The 22,860-nt window shown below is 61.5% G+C and carries 20 protein-coding genes; 17 read left to right on the top strand and 3 right to left on the bottom strand.

Annotated features, from left to right (window positions below; genetic code table 11):
- The first annotated feature begins 91 nt into the window (after positions 1 to 91).
- The 16 genes from gltB to gspM all read left to right on the top strand — a co-directional run bounded on the left by gltB (position 92) and on the right by gspM (position 18,964).
- Positions 92 to 4,537 (top strand): glutamate synthase large subunit, encoded by a 4,446-nt coding sequence (gene gltB, locus PMI25_RS18450; protein ID WP_007968324.1) that lies wholly within the window; start codon positions 92 to 94, stop codon positions 4,535 to 4,537.
- A 33-nt stretch (positions 4,538 to 4,570) separates the two neighbouring features.
- The gene (locus PMI25_RS18445; RefSeq protein ID WP_007909438.1) at positions 4,571 to 5,989 is read left to right on the top strand and encodes an FAD-dependent oxidoreductase; all 1,419 of its coding nucleotides are present in this window, start codon (positions 4,571 to 4,573) and stop codon (positions 5,987 to 5,989) included.
- Between the two features lie 253 nt (positions 5,990 to 6,242).
- Positions 6,243 to 7,310, top strand: coding sequence for a uroporphyrinogen decarboxylase (gene hemE / locus PMI25_RS18440; protein ID WP_007968321.1), 1,068 nt, complete (start codon positions 6,243 to 6,245; stop codon positions 7,308 to 7,310).
- Between the two features lie 284 nt (positions 7,311 to 7,594).
- Entirely contained in the window at positions 7,595 to 9,061 is a 1,467-nt protein-coding gene (gene gbpA, locus PMI25_RS18435) for an N-acetylglucosamine-binding protein GbpA (protein WP_007968318.1), read from the top strand.
- 75 nt (positions 9,062 to 9,136) lie between these two features.
- Complete coding sequence (locus PMI25_RS18430; protein WP_007968317.1) at positions 9,137 to 9,685, top strand: cytochrome b; 549 nt, start codon at positions 9,137 to 9,139, stop codon at positions 9,683 to 9,685.
- A 58-nt stretch (positions 9,686 to 9,743) separates the two neighbouring features.
- Entirely contained in the window at positions 9,744 to 10,199 is a 456-nt protein-coding gene (locus tag PMI25_RS18425; RefSeq protein WP_238547090.1) for a type II secretion system protein N, read from the top strand.
- A gap of 8 nt (positions 10,200 to 10,207) precedes the next feature.
- Positions 10,208 to 12,100 carry a type II secretion system secretin GspD gene (gene gspD / locus PMI25_RS18420; RefSeq protein ID WP_007968314.1) on the top strand — a complete coding sequence of 631 codons (1,893 nt, stop codon included), beginning with the start codon at positions 10,208 to 10,210 and terminating at the stop codon, positions 12,098 to 12,100.
- Positions 12,097 to 13,569, top strand: a complete 1,473-nt coding sequence (gene gspE / locus PMI25_RS18415; RefSeq protein ID WP_007968312.1) for a type II secretion system ATPase GspE — start codon at positions 12,097 to 12,099, stop codon at positions 13,567 to 13,569. Before gspD ends, gspE begins: the two co-directional genes overlap by 4 nt.
- Before the next feature lie 3 nt (positions 13,570 to 13,572).
- Positions 13,573 to 14,781 (top strand): type II secretion system inner membrane protein GspF, encoded by a 1,209-nt coding sequence (gspF, locus tag PMI25_RS18410; RefSeq protein WP_024164476.1) that lies wholly within the window; start codon positions 13,573 to 13,575, stop codon positions 14,779 to 14,781.
- Positions 14,782 to 14,784: 3 nt separating this feature from the next.
- A complete protein-coding gene (gene gspG / locus PMI25_RS18405) occupies positions 14,785 to 15,243 on the top strand; it encodes a type II secretion system major pseudopilin GspG (protein ID WP_007967241.1) in 459 nt (152 codons plus the stop codon).
- Positions 15,243 to 15,710, top strand: coding sequence for a type II secretion system minor pseudopilin GspH (gene gspH / locus PMI25_RS18400; protein WP_007967242.1), 468 nt, complete (start codon positions 15,243 to 15,245; stop codon positions 15,708 to 15,710). The genes gspG and gspH overlap by 1 nt, the downstream gene beginning before the upstream one ends.
- Positions 15,703 to 16,086 (top strand): type II secretion system minor pseudopilin GspI, encoded by a 384-nt coding sequence (gspI, locus tag PMI25_RS18395; protein ID WP_007967244.1) that lies wholly within the window; start codon positions 15,703 to 15,705, stop codon positions 16,084 to 16,086. Before gspH ends, gspI begins: the two co-directional genes overlap by 8 nt.
- Positions 16,079 to 16,585, top strand: a complete 507-nt coding sequence (locus PMI25_RS18390; RefSeq protein WP_007967246.1) for a type II secretion system protein GspJ — start codon at positions 16,079 to 16,081, stop codon at positions 16,583 to 16,585. The genes gspI and PMI25_RS18390 overlap by 8 nt, the downstream gene beginning before the upstream one ends.
- Positions 16,582 to 17,430: a general secretion pathway protein GspK gene (locus PMI25_RS18385; RefSeq protein WP_007967247.1), complete on the top strand. Its 849-nt coding sequence runs from the start codon at positions 16,582 to 16,584 to the stop codon at positions 17,428 to 17,430. The genes PMI25_RS18390 and PMI25_RS18385 overlap by 4 nt, the downstream gene beginning before the upstream one ends.
- Positions 17,427 to 18,521, top strand: a complete 1,095-nt coding sequence (gene gspL / locus PMI25_RS18380; RefSeq protein ID WP_007967249.1) for a type II secretion system protein GspL — start codon at positions 17,427 to 17,429, stop codon at positions 18,519 to 18,521. Before PMI25_RS18385 ends, gspL begins: the two co-directional genes overlap by 4 nt.
- Complete coding sequence (gspM, locus tag PMI25_RS18375) at positions 18,518 to 18,964, top strand: type II secretion system protein GspM (RefSeq protein ID WP_007967251.1); 447 nt, start codon at positions 18,518 to 18,520, stop codon at positions 18,962 to 18,964. Before gspL ends, gspM begins: the two co-directional genes overlap by 4 nt.
- On the opposite strand, the gene PMI25_RS18370 is transcribed toward gspM, so the two are convergent.
- Complete coding sequence (locus tag PMI25_RS18370; RefSeq protein WP_007967252.1) at positions 18,957 to 20,231, bottom strand: MFS transporter; 1,275 nt, start codon at positions 20,229 to 20,231, stop codon at positions 18,957 to 18,959. The two genes, gspM and PMI25_RS18370, sit on opposite strands and share 8 nt — an antisense overlap.
- 118 nt (positions 20,232 to 20,349) lie before the next feature.
- On the opposite strand from PMI25_RS18370, the gene PMI25_RS18365 reads away from it, so the two are divergent.
- A complete protein-coding gene (locus tag PMI25_RS18365) occupies positions 20,350 to 21,246 on the top strand; it encodes a LysR family transcriptional regulator (RefSeq protein WP_007967254.1) in 897 nt (298 codons plus the stop codon).
- Positions 21,247 to 21,328: 82 nt separating this feature from the next.
- On the opposite strand, the gene PMI25_RS18360 is transcribed toward PMI25_RS18365, so the two are convergent.
- Both PMI25_RS18360 and PMI25_RS18355 read right to left on the bottom strand, forming a co-directional pair.
- Positions 21,329 to 21,766, bottom strand: a complete 438-nt coding sequence (locus PMI25_RS18360; protein ID WP_007967257.1) for a hypothetical protein — start codon at positions 21,764 to 21,766, stop codon at positions 21,329 to 21,331.
- Positions 21,767 to 22,037: 271 nt separating this feature from the next.
- Positions 22,038 to 22,841 carry a hypothetical protein gene (locus PMI25_RS18355; RefSeq protein ID WP_007967258.1) on the bottom strand — a complete coding sequence of 268 codons (804 nt, stop codon included), beginning with the start codon at positions 22,839 to 22,841 and terminating at the stop codon, positions 22,038 to 22,040.
- Positions 22,842 to 22,860 lie beyond the last annotated feature (19 nt).

Below are 22,860 nucleotides of genomic sequence, written 5' to 3'. Positions count from 1 at the left end.
GCAAAGCCGGCGTACGTTCGGCGCGGCAAGCAAGTGGTTGAATTGAAAAGAAATTTGCCTCGTAAAGAGGCAGCCTGGTGAGAAAGTGTCTATGAAAGCAGGTCTGTACCAACCAGATGAATTCAAGGATAACTGCGGTTTCGGCCTGATAGCCCATATGCAGGGCGAACCCAGTCATACCCTATTGCAAACGGCCATCGAGGCCCTGACCTGCATGACCCACCGCGGTGGGATTAATGCCGACGGCAAGACCGGTGACGGTTGCGGTCTGCTGATTCAAAAGCCTGATGCGTTCCTGCGTGCGATTGCCCAGGAAGCCTTCAGCGTCGAGCTGCCCAAGCAATATGCCGTGGGCATGGTCTTCTTCAACCAGGATCCGGCCAAAGCCGAAGCCGCTCGCGAGAACATGAACCGCGAGATCCTCGCTGAAGGCCTGCAACTGATCGGCTGGCGCAAAGTGCCGATCGACACCAGCGTCCTCGGCCGTTTGGCCCTCGAGCGCCTGCCGCAGATCGAGCAGGTGTACATCGGCGGTGAAGGCCTGAGCGATCAGGACATGGCGGTCAAGCTGTTCAGCGCCCGGCGTCGTTCGTCGGTGGCCAACGCCGCCGACACCGACCACTACATCTGCAGCTTTTCGCACAAGACCATCATCTATAAAGGCCTGATGATGCCGGCCGACCTGGCCGCGTTCTATCCGGACCTCGGTGACCAGCGCCTGCAAACCGCGATCTGCGTGTTCCACCAGCGCTTCTCCACCAACACCCTGCCGAAATGGCCACTGGCCCAGCCATTCCGCTTCCTCGCGCACAACGGCGAGATCAACACCATTACCGGTAACCGTAACTGGGCGCAGGCCCGTCGGACCAAGTTCAACAACGATCTGATGGATCTGGAAGAACTCGGCCCGCTGGTCAACCGTGTTGGTTCCGACTCCTCGAGCATGGATAACATGCTGGAGCTGATGGTCACCGGCGGCATCGACCTGTTCCGTGGCGTGCGGATGATCATTCCGCCAGCGTGGCAGAACGTCGAAACCATGGACCCGGATCTGCGTGCGTTCTACGAGTACAACTCGATGCACATGGAGCCGTGGGACGGCCCGGCCGGCGTGGTCATGACCGATGGTCGTTACGCGGTGTGCCTGCTCGACCGTAACGGTCTGCGTCCGGCGCGCTGGGTCACCACCACCAACGGTTTCATCACCGTTGCCTCGGAAATCGGCGTCTGGAACTACCAGCCGCAGGACGTGATCGCCAAGGGCCGTGTCGGCCCGGGCCAGATCCTCGCCGTGGACACCGAAACCGGGCAGATCCTCGACACCGACGCGATCGACAACCGTCTGAAATCCCGTCATCCGTACAAGCAATGGTTGCGCAAGAATGCCCTGCGCATCCAGGCGACCATGGAAGACAACGACCACGGTTCGGCGTTCTACGATGTCGATCAGCTCAAGCAATACATGAAGATGTATCAGGTCACGTTTGAAGAGCGTGATCAGGTGCTGCGTCCGCTCGGAGAACAAGGCTACGAAGCCGTCGGTTCAATGGGCGATGACACGCCGATGGCCGTGCTGTCGCAGCGCGTGCGCACGCCGTACGACTATTTCCGCCAGCAGTTCGCGCAGGTCACCAACCCGCCGATCGACCCGCTGCGTGAAGCGATCGTGATGTCGCTGGAAATCTGCCTCGGTGCCGAGCGCAACATCTTCCAGGAATCGCCGGAACACGCCTCGCGCGTAATCCTCAGCTCGCCAGTGATCTCGCCGGCCAAGTGGCGTTCGTTGATGAACCTCGACCGCCCGGGTTTCGAGCGGCAGATCATCGACCTCAACTACGACGAAAGCGTCGGCCTCGAAGCGGCGATCCGCAACGTCGCCGATCAGGCTGAAGAAGCCGTGCGCGCCGGGCGTACCCAGATCGTTCTGAGCGACCGTCATATCGCCCCGGGCAAACTGCCGATCCACGCCTCCATGGCCACCGGCGCGGTGCACCATCGCCTGACCGAGAAGGGCCTGCGCTGCGATTCCAACATCCTTGTGGAAACCGCCACCGCACGCGATCCGCATCACTTTGCGGTGCTGATCGGTTTCGGCGCCTCGGCGGTCTATCCGTTCCTGGCCTACGAAGTGCTGGGTGACCTGATCCGTACCGGTGAAGTGCTGGGCGACCTCTATGAGGTGTTCAAGAACTACCGCAAGGGCATCACCAAAGGTCTGCTGAAGATCCTGTCGAAGATGGGCATCTCGACCATCGCCTCGTACCGCGGTGCGCAGTTGTTCGAAGCCATCGGCCTGTCCGAAGAAGTGTGCGAACTGAGCTTCCGTGGCGTGCCGAGCCGCATCAAGGGTGCGCGTTTCGTCGACATCGAAGCCGAGCAGAAAGCCCTCGCTACCGAAGCCTGGAGTCCGCGCAAGCCGATCCAGCAGGGCGGTCTGCTGAAGTTCGTCCACGGTGGCGAATACCACGCGTACAACCCGGACGTGGTCAACACCCTGCAAGCCGCCGTGCAGCAGGGCGATTACGCCAAGTTCAAGGAATACACCTCGCTGGTGGACAACCGTCCGGTGTCGATGATCCGCGACCTGTTCAAGGTCAAGACCCTCGACACGCCGCTGGACATCAGTGAAGTCGAACCGCTGGAATCGGTGCTCAAGCGCTTCGACTCCGCCGGTATCTCGCTGGGCGCCCTGTCGCCGGAAGCCCACGAAGCCTTGGCCGAAGCCATGAACCGCCTCGGTGCGCGTTCCAACTCCGGCGAAGGTGGTGAGGATCCAGCACGTTACGGCACCATCAAGAGTTCGAAAATCAAGCAGGTCGCGACCGGCCGTTTCGGTGTCACCCCGGAATACCTGGTCAACGCCGAAGTGCTGCAGATCAAGGTCGCTCAGGGCGCCAAGCCGGGCGAGGGCGGGCAACTGCCGGGCGGCAAGGTCAACGGGCTGATCGCCAAGCTGCGTTACGCAGTGCCGGGCGTGACCCTGATTTCGCCACCGCCGCACCACGACATCTACTCGATCGAAGACTTGTCGCAACTGATCTTCGACCTGAAACAGGTCAACCCGAAGGCACTGGTCTCGGTGAAGCTGGTGGCGGAAGCAGGCGTCGGCACCATCGCCGCCGGTGTGGCCAAGGCCTATGCGGACTTGATCACCATCTCCGGTTACGACGGTGGCACCGGTGCATCGCCGCTGACCTCGATCAAATACGCAGGCGCGCCGTGGGAACTCGGCCTGGCCGAAACTCACCAGACCCTGCGCGGCAACGACCTGCGCGGCAAGGTCCGGGTGCAGACCGACGGCGGCCTGAAAACCGGCCTCGACGTGATCAAGGCGGCGATCCTCGGCGCCGAAAGCTTCGGCTTCGGTACGGCACCGATGATCGCCCTGGGCTGCAAATACCTGCGCATCTGCCACCTGAACAACTGCGCCACCGGCGTTGCGACGCAGAACGAGAAGCTGCGCAAGGATCACTACATCGGTACGGTCGACATGGTGGTGAACTTCTTCACCTACGTCGCCGAAGAAACCCGTGAGTGGCTGGCCAAACTCGGCGTGCGCTCCCTCGAAGAACTGATCGGTCGCACCGATCTGCTGGAAGTGCTCGAAGGCCAGACCGCCAAGCAACACCACCTGGATCTGACCCCGCTGCTGGGCAGCGATCACATCCCGGCGGACAAGCCGCAATTCTGCGGCGTTGAGCGCAACCCGCCGTTCGATCAGGGCCTGCTGGCCGAGAAAATGGTCGACATGGCGACCTCGGCGATCAACGACCTCAGCGGCGCCGAGTTCGATCTGGACATCTGCAACTGCGACCGTTCGATCGGCGCGCGGATCTCCGGCGAAATCGCACGCAAGCACGGCAATCAGGGCATGGCCAATGCGCCGATCACCTTCCGCTTCAAAGGGACGGCCGGTCAGAGCTTCGGCGTGTGGAACGCCGGCGGTCTGAACATGTACCTGGAAGGCGACGCCAACGACTACGTCGGCAAAGGCATGACCGGTGGCAAACTGGTCATCGTGCCGCCGAAGGGCAGCGTCTATCAGACTCAGAACAGCGCCATCATCGGCAACACCTGCCTGTACGGCGCCACCGGCGGCAAGCTGTTCGCCGCTGGCACCGCAGGCGAGCGGTTCGCCGTGCGCAACTCCGGTGCCCACACCGTTGTGGAAGGCACTGGCGATCACTGCTGCGAGTACATGACCGGTGGTTTCGTCTGCGTCCTGGGCAAGACCGGTTACAACTTCGGCTCTGGCATGACCGGTGGTTTCGCCTACGTGCTCGATCAGGACAACACCTTCGTTGACCGGGTCAACCACGAACTGGTGGAAATCCAGCGGATCAGCGGCGAGGCGATGGAAGCCTACCGCAGCCACCTGCAGAACGTGCTGAACGAGTACGTCAAGGAAACCGAAAGCGAGTGGGGTCGTGAACTCGCCGAAAACCTTGATGACTACCTGCGTCGTTTCTGGCTGGTCAAGCCTAAGGCTGCCAACCTGAAATCGTTGCTTTCCAGCACTCGTGCCAACCCGCAGTGATATGCGCCTGAAGAGTTTGATGAGGTTTTAACAATGGCTGAACGTCTGAATAACGACTTCCAGTTCATCGATGTCGGGCGCAAGGATCCGAAGAAGAAACTGTTGCGTCAACGCAAGAAAGAGTTCGTCGAGATCTACGAACCGTTCAAACCCCAGCAGTCGGCCGATCAGGCCCACCGCTGCCTGGGTTGCGGCAACCCGTATTGCGAATGGAAGTGTCCGGTGCACAACTTCATTCCCAACTGGCTGAAGCTGGTGGCCGAGGGCAACATCCTCCAGGCCGCCGAGCTGTCGCACCAGACCAACACCCTGCCGGAAGTCTGCGGCCGGGTGTGTCCGCAGGATCGTCTGTGCGAGGGTGCCTGCACTCTCAACGACGGCTTCGGCGCGGTGACCATCGGTTCGGTCGAGAAGTACATCACCGACACCGCGTTCGCCATGGGCTGGCGCCCGGACATGTCCAAGGTCAAACCGACCGGCAAGCGCGTCGCGATCATCGGTGCCGGCCCGGCGGGGCTGGGTTGTGCCGACGTGCTGGTGCGTGGCGGCGTGACCCCGGTGGTGTTCGACAAGAACCCGGAAATCGGTGGTCTGCTGACCTTCGGCATTCCCGAGTTCAAGCTTGAGAAGACCGTGCTGAGCAATCGCCGCGAGGTCTTCACCGGCATGGGCATCGAGTTCCGCCTCAACACCGAGGTCGGCAAGGACGTGACCATGGAGCAACTGCTCGCCGAATACGATGCGGTATTCATGGGCATGGGCACCTACACCTACATGAAGGGCGGTTTTGCCGGTGAGGATCTGCCGGGCGTCTACGACGCGCTGGACTTCCTGATTGCCAACGTCAACCGCAACCTGGGCTTTGAAAAGTCGCCGGAAGATTTCGTCGACATGAAAGGCAAGAAGGTCGTGGTGCTCGGCGGTGGCGATACGGCGATGGACTGCAACCGCACCTCGATCCGTCAGGGCGCCAAGTCGGTGACCTGCGCCTATCGTCGTGACGAAGCGAACATGCCTGGCTCGCGCAAAGAGGTGAAGAACGCCAAGGAAGAAGGCGTGAAATTCCTCTACAACCGCCAGCCGATCGCCATCGTTGGTGAAGACAAGGTCGAAGGCGTGAAGGTGGTCGAGACCCGTCTCGGCGAACCGGACGCCCGTGGCCGCCGCAGCCCCGAGCCGATCCCGGGCTCCGAAGAGATCATCCCGGCCGACGCCGTGGTCATCGCCTTCGGTTTCCGCCCAAGCCCGGCGCCGTGGTTCGAACAGTTCGAAATCCAGACCGACAGCCAAGGCCGCGTCGTTGCGCCTGAGCAAGGTCAGTACAAGCACCAGACCAGCAACCCGAAAATCTTCGCCGGTGGCGACATGGTGCGCGGTTCCGACCTAGTGGTGACGGCGATCTTCGAAGGCCGCAATGCGGCTGAAGGGATCCTGGATTACCTGGGCGTCTAAACCCGGATCCGAAGCCAAAAGCAATAACCCTGTGGGAGCGAGCTTGCTCGCGAAAGCGGTCTGTCAGTCAACTTCAATGTTGGATGTACAAGCCTATTCGCGAGCAAGCTCGCTCCCACAGTTGTTTCTCGGTGTTGCGGATAACGCATTTCCAACGCAATAAATTGACCCGATAGACAAAAGGCTGACCTGCATCCGTGCCTTTTGCGTCGCGCTCTGAGAAAATGCCCGCACTTTTTTTCCGGATGCCGACATGACTGCCCTGAAGAACGACCGTTTCCTCCGCGCCCTGCTCAAGCAACCTGTAGACGTCACCCCGGTGTGGATGATGCGCCAGGCCGGCCGCTACCTGCCTGAATACCGCGCCAGCCGTGCCCAGGCCGGTGATTTCATGAGCCTGTGCATGAATCCGGAATTCGCTTGCGAAGTCACGTTGCAACCGCTCGACCGCTATCCGCAACTCGATGCGGCGATCCTGTTCTCCGACATTCTCACCATCCCCGATGCCATGGGCCAGGGCCTGTACTTCGAGACCGGTGAAGGTCCGCGCTTCAAGAAAGTCGTCAGCACCCTGGCCGATATCGAAGCCCTGCCGATCCCCGATCCGCACAAGGATCTCGGCTACGTGATGGATGCGGTCAGCACCATCCGCCGCGAGCTGAACGGCCGTGTGCCGCTGATCGGTTTCTCCGGCAGCCCGTGGACCCTCGCCACCTACATGGTCGAAGGCGGCTCGTCGAAAGACTTCCGCAAGACCAAGGCGATGCTCTACGACAACCCGCAAGCCATGCACCTGCTGCTGGACAAGCTGGCGCAGTCGGTGACCTCGTACCTCAACGGCCAGATCCAGGCCGGCGCGCAAGCGGTGCAGATCTTTGATACCTGGGGCGGCAACCTGTCGGCGGCGGCGTATCAGGAATTCTCCCTGGCCTACATGAAGAAAATCGTCAGCGGCCTGATCCGCGAGCACGACGGGCGCAAGGTGCCGGTGATCCTGTTCACCAAGAACGGCGGCCTGTGGCTGGAAAGCATCGCCGAGGCCGGCGCCGACGCACTGGGCCTGGACTGGACCTGCGACATCGGCAACGCCCGCGCCCGTGTCGGTGACAAGGTCGCGCTGCAAGGCAACATGGACCCGACCGTGCTCTACGCCAAACCGGAAGCGATCCGCACTGAAGTGGGGCGTATTCTGGCCAGCTATGGTAAAGGCAGTGGTCACGTGTTCAACCTGGGTCACGGCATCACCCCTGAGGTCGACCCGGAGCATGCGGGCGCGTTCCTGCGTGCGGTGCATGAGTTGTCGGCGCAGTACCACGAATAACTTCGCAACATCTGCATAAATAAGCCTGTCCCGTGTTATGCGGGACAGGCTTTTTTTATGCTGCTTCAAATTTTAATTAATCATTTCCTGTTGTAAGAATTCTTTCCTTAGTTGTCGGATTAATTATTGCGGAGACTATTCCTGCTGCACCCGACGATTACTCCTACATAGAACTTTTCTCTATCCACGTAAGGTTTCAGGCATGTGCTCGGCATGGCGCTGAGTGCTGTAATAGAGCCTGGCGTCGGGCCGGGCTCGCTTATTAAGATTTGCCTGGAATAACAATGAAAAAACCTACTTTTAAAAGAAGTGCGTCGACAACATGTGCTTTTTCGTTGATGTTGTTATCGGCCCTGTTGGGTTCTTCGGGCGCAGCGGCCCACGGTTATGTGGAGTTTCCGCCATCGCGCGCTTTTCTCTGTCAGAAGGGGGTGAATACCGCTTGTGGTCAAGCTCAGTATGAGCCGCAAAGTGTCGGTGAAACCTTCAAGGGCTTTCCGGCAGGCGTCGGCGGCGCACCCGGGCAAGGCCCGATTGACGGCAAAATCGCCAGCGGCGGCCACGAGCTGTTTTCTCCCATGGACGTGCAGTCCGCCACCCGTTGGCAGCTCACCGAGCTCAAAGAGCGCACTCTGGATTTCCAGTGGCATTACAAAGCTCCGCACCCTGTAGAAAAACACCAATATTTCATCACCCGTAATGGCTGGAACCCGAATGAATCGCTCAAACGCGCTTCGTTCGAGAGCACGCCTTTTTGCCAGGTCGAGGGTGATTTCCAGCTCCCGGTACCCGGCACCAAGCACCACTGCAGCATCCCCGAGGACAAAAACGGTCACCATGTGATCCTCGCAATCTGGAGCGTCGGTGATACCGCGGCGGCGTTCCACAGCGTCGCGGACGTGAACATCCTCGCAGAAGCCGTACTGCCGGGTGGTTGGTCTGCCGTTGGCACCATTGCTGCTGCCACGCCGCTGCTGACCGGTGACAAGGTCAAGGCGCGCGCCTTCACCGCAGCGGGTGAAAGCGCGGCTTACAGCGTCGAAATCTCGATCGACAACGCTGAAGACGCCGAGCCGCAAAACTGGTCGTTCAAGCTCGCCCAGCAGATCAACCAGTCGCAGACCCTGATCCGCGCGGGTGTTCGCGATGAAAACGGCGACGTCGAAGCGATTCGTGGCACCAACACGCTGTACGCGCAAAAAGACAGCGGCGTCGTACGCTACGAAGTGCAACTGCTGATGAAAGAGGACACCGACGCGCGCATGGCGGTGACTTCGCAACAACCGGAATACGTGCTCGACAAAGGCCGAACCAAAGTCGATTTCAGCATGATGTCCAACCGCAAAATGAACGTTGAAGCCAACCTGTTCAACGACCAGAACAAACTGGTCGGCACCACCACTGCTCAAGCCGACAGCGGTGTGACCTCGCTGGCCATGGACATTCGCAGTAACCCCGGCCCGCACACCTTGACCCTGGTGGGTACCACGCTGGATGGCCGCACCACCCGTCAGGACACCCAGCCGGTAAACGTTACGGGTGAAGGCGCGGGTGCCGATTACGACTTCCTGTTCCCTGAAGGACTGAGCGAATACACCGCCGGCACCAAGGTACTGCAAGCGAAAACCGATGAGGTGTTCGAGTGCAAACCGTTCCCGGCATCCGGCTATTGCAAGCAGTACACGCCTGAGGCGAATGCCTTTGAACCGGGCGTTGGCGAGCACTCGGATGTGGCGTGGAACAAGCTCTAAGGCCCGTTCTGCGTAATGGCGTCAGGCGGCCTGAAGGGCACGTCTGACCGCTGGTGTTTTTCAGGGGCGATTCGAATGATGCTTCCGGTTTATTCCAAGCAACAAATGCTGCTGCACTGGGTGTCGGCAGCGGTGATCCTGTGGACATTGGTCACCGGCTTCTATGTGGCCAACATTAACGTCGCCAATGACATCAAACAGTGGGTGGCCGGGGTCAATGTCTCGCTGACCACGCTGTTCATTCCAGTGTTTTGCTGGCGTCTGGTGTTGTTTGTCCGCCATCTGCGACATGAGCGCATGGCGCAGGTATCCCCGGGCAAAATGCTCGCCATGTTTGTCCATCGGCTGATCTATCTGCTGGTGGTGGTGGTGCTTCTGAGTGGCGTGTTGATGATGGATCGGCCGATCCCTGTATTCGGCCTGCTCGAGTTCCCGCAACCGCTGAACGATGTGGCGCTGACGGATGGCTTTTTCGTGCTGCACATCTGGGCCTGCACCGGCCTGGCCGTACTGGTCGCCATGCATATCGGCGCGGTGATCCTGCACGAGCTGCGGGGTTATCGCGTGTTGCGGCGCATGTCGTGGCGTTCGCGCATTCGTCAGGCGTGCGGGCGTTCGGGATGAGCAACCGGTGAGGATCTTTTCATCATTGAGCCTGTGGGCGCTGCCGGTCGCATGTGCCGTGTTTCTTGCATGGCAGGAGTGGGCATTTCGCCACGCGCAACGCCTGCCGCTGCCGGTCGCCGTGCCGCTGCCGGCTGCGCCCGTGCCCGGGCCGTTGAACACCACGGCGGTGGCGACGGTATTCGGCCTCGCAACGCACACTGCACTTCAGCCAAGTGCCGAGTCGCTGACCCTGCAAGCGACGTTTGTCGCCGACAGTGGCCTGTCGAAAGCGTTGATCAGCACCGCTCAAGAGGCGCGGTTGTATCGGGTTGGCGAAGACTTGCCGAGCGGCAGCGTGTTGCGTCGGGTTGAGGCGCAGCACGTGGTGTTATGGAACAAGGGCCGGGAAGAATTATTACCTCTCGCACCCCCTGCCAGCGCCTTCCTCACGCACTTGTCAGCGCCCGCCGAGGCAAAACCCGCTGAGATTTCCGCACGTTTTCTACGCCCGCTCGCCGGGCAGTCAGAGTGACTACATTGATGAACAGTTTGATTGGCGCGCAGGCCCTGCGCGTCGTGTTGGCTTGCGCCGTGCTGGCGACGCCGCTTCTCGGATACCCGGTGCACGCCGTGGAACAGCGCTGGCAGTTGGCGATGAATCAGGCCGAGTTGCGCGACATCGTCGAAGAAATCTCGACGATCCTCGGCACCACTGTGGTGCTCGATCCGCGCGTGTCGGGCCGCGTCACCGTCATGTCCCGTCAGGCGCTGGATCGCGAAGGCGTACGGCGCTTGTTCTACTCGGTGCTGGACGCGCACAACTTCACCGTGATCGATGAGGGCGACCGCATCCTGATCACCCCGGTGGCCGACGTGAAAACCCGCGCCAGCCAATCTGCCGATACGCAAGCGACTCCGGCGCAATTCATTACCCGGGTCATTGAACTGAACACCAGCAGCGCTGCCGATCTGGCCGCGCTGCTCCGGCCATTGGTGTCTGCCAACGGCTACTTCGGCCCGTCAGTGTCGGCCAACGCCCTGGTGATCACCGACACCCAGGCCAACGTTGAGCGCATCGCCCGCGTGGTGCGCCAACTCGACGCCGGGCAGCAAGATCAGCACGCCGTGGTACCGCTGCGCTTTGCCCAGGCCAGTGATGTCGCCACCGTCATCGAGTCTTCGCTGGGCAAGCGCAATGCCGACTCGCCGATTCAGGTGCTGGCCGATGTCAGAACCAATCGACTGATTGTCATTGGCCCCGTTGTCGTACGTCAGCGTCTGACCGAGCTGATTCGCCAGCTCGATGTTCCGGCCACCGCCAGTCTCGACACTGCGCGGGTGATTCGTTTGCGCCACAGCGATGCCAGGCAATTGGCAGAAGTGCTGGAGAGCATGGGCCAGAATCGCAAGCAGCCAGTGGCCCTCGGCAGCGGCAAGGACGCGGCCGTGGCGACGCCGTTCATGCTCAAGGCCGACGAGAGCCAGAATGCGTTGGTGCTGATTGCCGATCCGGCTCAGGTCAGAACCATTGAAAATATCGTTCGCGAGCTGGATCAGCCTCGCGCGCAAGTGCTGATCCACGCCGCCATCGTGGAAATTTCCGGCGATATCGCTGACGCCGTGGGTGTGCAGTGGGGCTTGAGCACCGGTGATGCCAAGGGCTTTATCAACTTTCCCGGTACCGACATTCCCATCGTCGGCGGGCTGACGTTCGACGAGAAAATATCGGCGCCCGACGGCGCGATTCTGCAATTGGGCAGCGACCGTTTCGGCGCTTTGATTTCGGCCCTGGCGAGCAATACGCGGAGCAATCTGCTGTCCACGCCGAGCCTGCTGACCCTGGACAATCAGCAAGCGGAAATCATCGTAGGGCAGAACGTGCCGTTCAAGACCGGCTCCTACTCCACCAACAGCAGCGGTGCAGAGAATCCGTTCACCACGGTCGAGCGCAAGGATGTCGGCATCAGCCTGAAGATCAAACCCTACATCAACGAAGGCTCGACCCTGCGCCTGGAAGTCGAGCAGGAAGTCTCGGACATCGCGCCCTCGGTGTCGGGGATTGATTCTTCGGATCTGATCACCAACAAACGTGCCCTGAAAAGCACGATTCTTGCGGACGACGGCGAGATCATTGTGATCGGTGGGCTGATCCGCGACAGCGTGCGCACGCAGAAAAGCGGTGTGCCGTTGCTGCGCGACATTCCCTATCTCGGCGCGTTGTTTCGCTGGAGCCGCGACACCCAGACCAAAAGCAATCTGATGGTGTTTCTGCGTCCGACCATCGTGCGCAGTCGCGAGGATCTCTCCGGCATCAGCCAGCAGCGTTACGACACCTTGCGTGATCTGAGCCAGCCCAAAGCCGGGGAGAGCAACTCGCTGTTGCTACCGGCCGAGGCGCGACATTTGTTTGAGCCGGCAACGGTGGCGCCATGAGTGCCGCGCTGGAAGTCCTGCCGTTCGGCTTCGCCCGGCGGTTTGGCGTGCTGCTGCACGGCACGGGCACGCAGGCCCGTCTGCTCATTCGCGGCGACACGTCGCTGACAGCGCTCGCCGAAGTGCGCCGGTTGTGCGCCCGCGAATTGTCGATCGAGGTGCTTGCGCCGGAGCTGTTCGCTGAGCGACTGGCCGCGACCTATCGTGAAGGCCAGAGCGCCGCGCAACAGGTCGCGCAAGGGCTGGACGATGAACTGGATCTGCTCAGCCTCGCCGAGCAAGTGCCGCAGACCGCAGACCTGCTGGAGCAACAAGGTGATGCACCGGTGATTCGCCTGATCAATGCACTGCTCAGCGAAGCGGTGCGCGCGCAGGCCTCGGACGTGCATCTGGAAACCTTCGAGCAATACCTTTCGGTGCGCATGCGCGTCGACGGCCAGTTGCGCGAAATGCTCAGGCCAAGGCGTGAACTGGCGACGTTGCTGGTGTCGCGGATCAAGGTCATGGCGCGCCTGGACATCGCGGAAAAACGTGTGCCGCAGGATGGCCGGATTGCCCTGCGGCTGGCCGGCCACGAAGTCGATGTGCGGGTCTCGACGCTGCCGTCGGCGCACGGTGAACGCGTGGTGCTGCGCCTGCTCGACAAGCAGGCCGGACGCCTGGAACTGCAAAGTCTGGGCATGCCGGATGACACCCTCGCCACCCTGCAACGACTGCTCGCCAGACCTCATGGCATTTTGTTGGTCACCGGGCCGACCGGCTCCGGCAAAACCACCAGCCTGTATGCCGCATTGAGCAGCCTGAATGATCCGTCGCGCAACATTCTCACGGTCGAGGACCCGATTGAATATCACCTGCCGGGGATCGGCCAGATGCCGGTCAATCCGAAAGTCGAGATGACCTTCGCGCGCGGTCTGCGCGCCATTCTGCGTCAGGATCCGGACGTGGTGATGGTCGGTGAAATCCGTGATCGCGAGACGGCGCAGATCGCCGTGCAGGCTTCGTTGACCGGGCATCTGGTGTTGTCGACATTGCACACCAATCACGCCGTCGGCGCGGTCACGCGTCTGGTCGACATGGGCGTGGATGCGTATTTGCTGGCCTCGTCGCTGGTCGGTGTACTCGCGCAACGTTTGTTGCGCACGCTGTGTGTGCACTGCAAGACAGCGTATTTCGCCGATGCGGCGACCTGCCAGCGGTTGGGGCTTGAGCCCCTGGCGGCGCCGCTGCTGTTTCGTGCGCAGGGCTGTGAGCATTGTCAGCATGGCTATCGGGGACGCATCGGTATTTACGAATTGATCAGCATCACCGATGCGGTTGCCGCGCTGATTCATCAGGGGGCCAGTGAGCGCGAGCTGACCGACGCCACGCGCCAGGAGTCGCGAAGTCTGTTTCAGGCCGCTCGGCAACGGGTGCTCGACGGCGTAACCAGCGTCGATGAGTGGCTGCGCGTGACGCAGGAGGACTAGCCGGTGCCGACCTTCGATTACCGCGCCGACAACGCTCAGGGTCATCGCTGCCGAGGCCAACTCGAAGCGGAGAATTCCCGGCATGCGCGACAGCTGTTGCGCGAGCGCGGGCTGTGGCCATTACAGCTCAAGGAACTGCGCAGCCATGGCGACGGCCACGGAACATGGCGCGCCGGCCGCCTGAGCGCTGGCGATCTGGCACTGCTGACGCTGCAATTGTCGACGCTGGTGCAGGCCGGTCTGCCGCTGGAGGAAGCGCTGGAAGTGGTCGCCCGTCAAACCACCAGGCGCCGCGTGGCCGGATTGCTGTGGGCAGTGCGCGGGCGAATCATGGAAGGGCATGCGCTGGCCGTCGCGTTAGGCCGCTTCCCGGCGGCTTTTCCCGAGCTGTACCGGGCTACTGTGGCGGCGGGTGAACGCTCCGGCCATCTCGGGCATGTGCTTGAACAACTGGCCGCTTACACCCAGGCGCGGCAGGCATCGCGGCAAAGGATCCAGATGGCACTGATCTATCCGGCGATTCTGATGTTCGCGAGCCTGGTCATCGTCGCTTTTCTGCTGGGCTACGTGGTGCCGGACGTGGTGAAGATTTTTATCGACAGCGGCCAGCCGCTGCCATGGCTGACCCGCGCACTGATCAGCCTGAGCGACGGCGTACGTCAGTCTGGTCTGCTGTTTGTGGGCGCTGGTCTGGCGCTGCTCGGCAGCTGGCGCTGGAGTTTGCGTCAGCCGATCTGGCGGCTGCGCTGGCATGCGCTGGTGTTGAACATTCCGCTGATCGGCGCGTTGCTGCGTGCCATGGAAGCGGCGCGGTTTGCCAGCACGTTGGCGATTCTGGGCAAGAGCGCGGTGCCCTTGGTCGATGCGCTGGAAATCGCCGCTGCCGTCATCGGTAACCGGACCATTCGTGCGCACATGAGCACGGTCGCTCGCTCGGTGCGCGAAGGCTCGACCCTGACCCGCAGCCTGGAACGTAGCGGCGATATCCCGCCGATGATGCTGCACATGATTGCCAGCGGTGAGCGCGCCGGTGAACTCGACGCGATGCTCGCCCGTGCCGCCGAACAACAGGAAGCCAGCCTCGCCGCGCGCATCGCGTTGATGGTGAGTCTGTTCGAGCCGGCGATGCTGCTGGTGATGGGCACCGTGGTGTTGCTGATCGTCCTGGCCATCCTCCTTCCGATCCTCAGTCTCAACCAATTGGTGAATTGATCCATGGTTCTTCTGCACAGAAACACAGCGGCCGCGCAGCGCGGTTTCACCCTGATCGAAATCATGGTCGTGGTGGTCATCATCGGCATTCTCGGCGCCATTGTCGTGCCGCAATTCATGAGCCGGCCGGATCAGGCGAAGACCACTGCGGCGAAGATCGACATTCAGGCAATTGCCACGGCGCTGGAGATGTATCGGCTGGACAACGCGCGTTACCCCACCACGCAGCAGGGCCTTGAAGCCTTGGTCAAACGCCCGACCGGCACACCGGCGGCGCGCAACTGGAACCCCGCCGGTTATCTGAAAAGTCTGGCGCGTGATCCGTGGGGCACGCCGTATCAATACCTCAACCCCGGCACGCGCTCGGTGGGCGGCGGTTACGACTTGTATTCGCTGGGCTCCGACGGCGTCAGTGGCGGGGAAGGCCACGCCGCCGACATCGGCAACTGGGCCGTCGACTGATGCGCCAGCATTGCCGGGGTTTCACCTTGCTGGAATTGATGGTGGTCATGGTGCTGATCGGCATGCTGCTGGGCATGCTCAGCTTGGTCGGCGGGAATAATCCGGCGCAAATGGCGCGACAGGAGGCGAGCCGGATTGCGCGGATGATCGAGCAGTTTCGCGAACGCGCGGTGCTTGAAGGGCGGGAATTTGGCGTGGGTTTCAGCCTCGAGGGCTATCGCGTTCTGCAGCTCGACGCGCAAGGCTGGCAGCCGTTGACGGCCCTGCAGCAATGGCCGGCGGATCTGCATGCGCAGCTTGTGCTGGATGGTCTGCCGGTGCGTTTGCTGAACAGCGCACCGGCCCCGCAATTATTGATGCTCAGCAGTGATGAAATCAGCGCATTCAGCTTGTTGCTGGCAAGTCGCGAGCGGGTGTGGGCCGGTCTGGCGTCGGATGGCTTGAGTGAGGTAACGCTCGATGAATAAGCGAGCGATGGTCAGGCGGATGCAAGGTTTCACGTTGCTGGAAGTCATGGTGGCGCTGGCAATTTTCGCGGTGCTGGCGGCGTCCCTGTTATCGGCAAGCCGTTACGTGGTGCAGCAGAGCGGTGCGGCTGAGCAGCGGCTGTTTGCAGCATGGCTGGCGGATAACCGGCTCAGCGAACTGCGCCTGCAAAGCGCTTGGGTCAGCGGGCAACAGCAGCAGATCGTGCGCATGGATCGTCGTGACTGGCGCCTGCGTCAGCACTTGCGCGAAGTCGATACAGCGGGTCAGTTTTCGGTGGAGCTGGAAGTCAGTCTGGCCGACGGCGATCAGCCGCTCTATCGAACAATGGCTCGGTTGCAAAGCCGTCATGAGTGACCAGCGTGGTTTTACCTTGCTGGAACTGATCCTCGCGCTGGCGATTTTCGCCGTACTTGGTCTTGCCAGTTGGGGGCTGTTAGACAGCGTGCTGCGCGTGCAGCAAGCGACGGCCGACCACGAACGCGAATTCAGGAGTCTGCAACGGGCGGTGGCGGTGATCGAGCGTGACCTATTGCAGGTCACCGGGCAGCCCCTGGTCTTGAATGCCGGGCAACTGCGTGTGCAACGCAGCAACTGGCGCAATCCGCTGGATCAACCGCGTAGCGAACGCCAGGAACTGACCTATCGCCTGCTCGACGGCGTGCTGTGGCGCGAAAGCCGCGCTGAGGGGGCGCTGACTGTCCAGCGGCAAAAACTGCTGGATGAGGTGATTGATCTGCGATGGCGAATGATCGAGGCCTCTGCGGGTACACCGTTGGCGCTGGAGTTGCAGGTGTCGACTCGGCGCTATGAGGCGATTCGCCGGGTGTGGTTGTTGCCGGGAGCCTTGTCATGAAGCGCCGGCAACAAGGGCTGGCGCTGATCAGCGTGATGTTGGTGTTGAGCCTGGCCTTGCTGATCACCAGTGGCCTGTTGCGCAGCCACCGACTGTCCTTGCAGAGCAGCGTGCAACAGCTGCAGACCCTGCACCTGCGCCAGTTGGCAGATGCCGGAGAAGCCTGGGCGCTGCGACGTTTGCATCGGGCTGTGGTGAATCAGCAAAGCCACGCCGAGATGCTTCGCGACTGGCCCCGAATCATGCCCGGACTCGATAACGATCAGGCGCAGGTCGAGGTGCAAATCGAGGACCTGTCGGCGCGGTTCAATCTCAACGCATTGCTGCGCCAGGGCCAGATCGAGGTGGTGACGCTGGAGCGCTGGGCGAGGTTGCTCGAATTGCTGGAGCTGCCCGCGCTGCAACCGAGTCAGGTCGGCGCCTTGTCCGAAGTGAGCCAGTTGCGTCTACTGCCGGGTTTTGATGCGACCACGCTGCGTCGCCTGGAACCGTGGGTAGCGCTGCTGCCCACGGATGCGCCGCTGAATATCAACACCGCACCGGCGCTGTTGCTGCGCGTGCTGGAAATCGAGTCCGCCACCGCCGATGCGCTGGTTCGCCAGCGCTCGGCGCAGCCTTGGCCCGCTGTTCAAGCATTCAGCACCGATCCACTGATTGCCGATGCCGGGGTCAACACACATGGCCTCGGTGTCGACAGCCGCTGGCACCGCCTGACTGTGCGCGTCGTGCAAGACCAGCAGGTGCTGACGCTGAGCACCGACGTCGAGTACATCGTGAAAACAGCCCGACTGACAGTCCTGCAACGCCGTTTACTTCCCTCCCGCGGCAACGAGATAACGCAATGAAAAACTGGCTTTACCTGACCGCCGAAGGGCTTGCGGACCTGTCGTCCGACTGGCCTTGTTGTCTCTGGTCGCACACCAGCGAGCGGTTAACAATGCCGCTGCATCAAGCGGCCCAAGTGCTGCACGGGCAAAAAATCAACTTGTTACTGCCCATCGAATCCTGCAGTTGGTTGCGCAGTGAACCCTGGCCCGGCCGCCGTGCGCCCGCCGCGCAGGCCCTCGCGTTTGCGGTGGAAGAGCAGCTTGGCGAAGCGCTGGACAGGGTGCACTTGAGCGTCGGTCGAGCGGATGCCGAGCGACGTTATCCGCTGATCGTCATCGCTCGTGAGCGCTTGGCGGCAGTGTTGTCGCTGCTCACCGAAAATGGCCTGCACGTGCGCTCGGTGTTCGTTGATGCCGATTTGTTGCCCACGGATCAGCCGATCGCTACCCGATGGTTCGGGCGGTGGTTATTGGGTGGAGCGTTGCCGGCCCGGCTCGCGTTGACGGAGGAAGATTTGCTGGCGCTGAAGAGTGTGTTGCCCGAGGACATGCTCTGGCGTGATGAACCGGATGAACAGGCATGGCTGGCGGAGGGTTTTCGTCAGGCGATCAACCTGCGACATGGCGAATTTGCTCCCCGAAACTCACCGCTGCCGTGGCGTACCTTATCGGCGGTGGTGCTGATTCTGTTGTTGCTGGGCGCGGGCGCCAGTGAAACGCGGATACGTTTCCTCGATGGCGAAACACGGCGTCTGGCGCAGGTCAATGACCAGCGCTTCAAGACGCTGTATCCACAACACGCGCAAATCGTTGGCCTGACCGCGCAGATCGAGGCGATTCAGAGTGTGCCTGCACAGTCGCGCGAAACCCGCATTGCAGCGCTGGTCAGGTTGGTTGAACAAGTGATTGGCGCCAGTCAGGTTGAGGTCAGGCGCATTGAATATGAGCAAGCCAATGGCTGGAAAGTGCAATTGACTGCAAACAGTTTTGCCGAGCTTGAGCGCTTGCGTGAGCGCGGTCGCCAGCAAGGTTTGACGATCAGGATCGATGGCGCCAGCAAGATGCTCGACCGGGTGACGGCAACGCTGACCTGGGAGGATGACGTATGAACACCGACGTTCACATCAAGCGGTGGCGACGCCTTTCGCAGCGTGAGCGTGGCCTGCTTGTGCTGATGATGGCCGGACTGCTCGGCGGCGCGCTATTTTTTTGCCTCTGGCAACCGGCGATGCAACGGCTGGACGCGGCCGAGCATCGGTATCGCCAGCAACAGCATTTCGCCGTGCAGCTGGAGCGCGCTCAACCGCAGACCCGGTCGTTGTCCGATGCCAGTCAGCCGTTGTCCTTGTGGATCAGCGAGAGCCTCGTTACGGCAGGGCTTGAGGTGCAGCAGATGGACAGCGATAACGAGCAGATTCGCCTGACCCTCAGCGGCCAGCCCGAGCCACTGCTGCGCTGGCTGGACAGGCTTGAGCGGGACGACGTCTTGTTGCAGTCACTGACGCTGGAGCCGCGCGACACGCTGATTGAGGCGCGGCTGCAGTTCAGATAGTCGCGCCGGTCAGAGGTGGCAACTTAGCCAGTTTCAACGCCACCAGCAGCGCCACCAGCAACAGCGCACCAATGAACAGGCCAATCCCGTTCCAGCCGCCCAGATGCCAGAACACCCCACCCGCCGTCCCGGCAATGCTGGAACCTGCGTAATAGCTGAACAGGTATAACGAAGACGCCTGCCCCTTGGCCTTGGTCGCGCGCCGGCCGATCCAGCTGCTCGCCACCGAGTGCGCGCCGAAGAAGCCGAAGGTGAAGATCAGCATGCCGACAATCACCAGCAACAGCGGCGTGAACATGGTGAGCGCGAGGCCGGCGAACATCAGCGCAATCGTCGCCCATAGCACCTTGCGCCGTCCCAGTTTGTCTGCCAGCGAACCGATCTTCGCCGAGCTGTAGATGCCCGACAGGTACACCACCGATAGCAAACCGACGAACACCTGATCGAGGTTGTACGGCGCGGCGAGCAGACGATAGCCGATGTAGTTGAACAGGGTGACGAAGGCGCCCATCAGCACGAATGCTTCCAGAAACAGCAGTGGCAGTCCGGCGTCGCGAAAGTGCATGGTGAAGCCGTCGAGCAGGCTGCGCGGATGCAGCGAGCGCGAGCGGAAATTGCGCGACTCGGGAAGGATTTTCCAGAACACCGCTGCCGCGACCAGCGCCAGGCCGCCGATCACCAGCATCGCCGTGTGCCAGCTGACGAAGTCGATCAGCACCCCGGTGATCAAGCGCCCGCTCATCCCGCCAATCGCGTTGCCGCCGATGTACAGGCCCATCGCCAGACCGATGTGCTGCGGATGGATCTCCTCGCTCAGATACGTCATCGCCACGGCCGCCAGGCCGCTCAGCGAGAGGCCGATCAGCGCGCGCATAATCAGCACGCCGTGCCAGCTCGGCATCATCGAACTGGCGATGGTGCACAACGCGGCGGCAAACAGCGCTGCGACCATCACCGGTTTGCGCCCGACGCGGTCGGAGATCGGCCCGGTGATCAGCAGACCGAAGGCCAGCATGCCGGTCGCCACCGACAGAATCAGGCTGCTCTGCGCGGCGTTGATCGAATATTCGTGGGACAGCAGCGGCATCATCGGCTGCACGCAATACAGCAGGGCGAAGGTCGCAAAGCCGCCGCTGAACAGCGCCAGCACCGTGCGCATGAACATCGGTGTGCCTTTTTCGATGTAGATCTCCTGCAGCTCGGCGACGACATCGTCCGCTGCGGCAGGCGGGACTTCATGGGCCAGGGGGGCGACAGCTGTTTTCACTTCAGACCTCGGAGGGCACGGCCAGGCAGGCAATGAAAAAATCATATAGCTGGCTAATGTTTCTATCCAATATATTGTTCGACCTGTTTGATAGCTTTAACGACCTAATGGGGTTTCCATGGAATTGCGTCATCTGCGCTACTTCATCGCGGTCGCCGAAGAACTGCATTTCGGCCGCGCCGCACAGGTGCTGGGCATCTCCCAGCCGCCGCTGAGCCAGCAGATTCAGGCGCTGGAGCAAGAGGTCGGCGCGCGGTTGTTCGAGCGCACCAATCGTCGGGTCGAGCTGAGCGAAGCCGGCCGATTGTTTCTGGATGAGGCGCGGCTGGTGCTGGCGCAGGTCGACAAAGCGGCGGACGTCGCCCGGCGTGCGCAACTCGGCGAACTCGGCGAATTGAAGATTGGCTTCACCTCGTCGGCGCCGTTCAACTCGACCATTCCCCAAGCGATTTTTGCTTTTCGTCAGCGTTTCCCGGCAGTGCACCTGAACCTGCGGGAGATGAGCAGCACCATGGTCGCGGACGCACTGGTGGATGAGTCGATCGAAGTCGGCATCATGCGTCCGCTGGGTTTGCCGGATTCGCTCAGTGTGGTGGAGCTGATGCGTGAGCCGCTGGTGGCGGTGCTCGGCTCCAAACATCCGTTGGCCCAGGGCAGCGAGGAAGGGCTGTTCCTCTCGGCGCTGGCGCTGGAGCCGTTCGTGTTCTTTCCACGCAGCTACGGCAGCGGGCTGTATGCGCAACTGCTCAGTCTGGCGCGCGATGCCGGGTTCAGCCCGCACTTTGCTCAGGAGGCTGGCGAGGCGATGACCATCATCGGACTGGTCGCAGCGGGGCTGGGAGTTTCGGTGTTGCCGGCGTCGTATCAGCGGATGCGCATCGACGGTGTGGTCTATCGACCGCTGCTCGATCCGGAGGCGGTATCGGCGGTGTGGCTGGTACAGCGCAAGGATCAGAAATCGCCGATGGCCAAGGCCTTTGTCGAACTGCTGACGCGCAAGGTTGAGTCCGCTTAAAAGATCGCAGCCTGCGGCAGCTCCTACAGGTAAGCATTCCAATGTAGGAGCTGCCGCAGACTGCGATCTTTTGATCTTGCCGTCAGGGCAACCGCACCAGATCCCCCTTCAACGCCACCCGCGTCACAAATACCCCGGCCCGGCACTCATAAGTATTCAAATCCTTGCGCACATGCTGGTCGTAATAACTGACGATATTGACCACCGCATTCGCCCCGACCCGTTTGGCGTCGGCCTGCAACTTGATCAGGTTCGACTGCAGCACCCACTCGCAGGAATCGTGATAACTCTTGTTGAAGCCGTTGGTCTTCAGATCACTGACCACATCCCGGCGCAACAAGCGCTGCGTGCCCTGCGGCCCGTTGCCGATCAGATAGAACTTCACACTGCCATCCAGCCGCCCGGCACGAATCGCATCCGAGAGCACGGTCTCGAACGGCATGTACATCAGATTGGTGGCGTGGCTGGCGCTGGGCAATAAACCGAGGAGCGTGGCGGCGATCAGGGCTTTCACTTGCATGGTCATCTCCTTGACGGTGAAAGAGAACCGCGAGTGCTCGATCGATGGGGGCTCGCCGTTCCGGCAGGCGTTGAATGAGGCCTGTTGAGCGAGTGTAGATGCAGAAATGGAGACAACACCTTGTGGCGAGGGGATTTATCCCCGATCGGCGGCGCAGCCGTCGTAAAACCAGTGAGCTCGGTATGTCTGATGCTCCGAGTTCTCAGGTTTCGGGGCCGCTACGCGACCCATCGGGGATGAATCCCCTCGCCACAGGATTGGATTCACTCCGTCAGTCAACGTGCGCAAGGTCTCCGCGCAACGCCACGCTCGACACTACGAGGCCCGCACGGCACTGGAATTTCTCGGTGTCTTTGTACAGGTCGCGCTGGTCGACGCTGGCGATGTTGATCACGGCGTTGGCGTCGGCTTTTTTCGCGGCATTCTGCAGGGTCGCGAGGGCCGATTGCAGGGCCCAGAAGCAGGCGTCGGTGTCGGATTTGTTCGAGCCGTTGGTTTTGCGGCTACTGCTGACGGTGTCGAGTTTGCGCACCTGTTTTGGCAGGGTTTCGCCGGCCAGGTAGAACTTCACGCTGCCGTCGAGCAGGCCGGCGTCGGTGGCGCGTTTGACGCCCTCGCGAAAGCTCAGGTAGGTCGGTTCGTCGGCGCCTTGCTTGACGATGCCCAAGTCGTTGACGAACTCGATGTCCGGGTTGATCGACAGTTCCTTGAGCACGTTGTCGCGCAGGCGGTTGACCCAGCGATTGTAGTTGCCGTGGATCTTGCCGTCCTTGGCGTCGAGGCCGTAGCTGCTGCGGTAGTCGATTTCGAACGAGGTCGGGCTGAACGGGATGTCGACTTCGGCGTGGTGACGGCCGCGTACGGTAATCGCTGCCTTGATCATGCCCGGACGCACCGACTGCACCACCCACTGGCGATCATTGAGCGCGGTGACGATGGCGCGGCTCATCTGTTGCTGGGTGAAGCCGAGGTTGGGCGAGAACTCTTCCTTGGCGTTGTAAACCGGTTTGCTGGTGCAACCGCCGAGCACAAAGGCCAGGGCCAGCAGGGCGGCGATGCGGTGAAACTGAGTCATTCCCTTCACTCCAAACGTG

It is taken from the genome of Pseudomonas sp. GM30 (assembly GCF_000282275.2).
GTDB lineage: Bacteria > Pseudomonadota > Gammaproteobacteria > Pseudomonadales > Pseudomonadaceae > Aquipseudomonas.
This window is presented reverse-complemented; position numbering and strand designations above follow the sequence as displayed.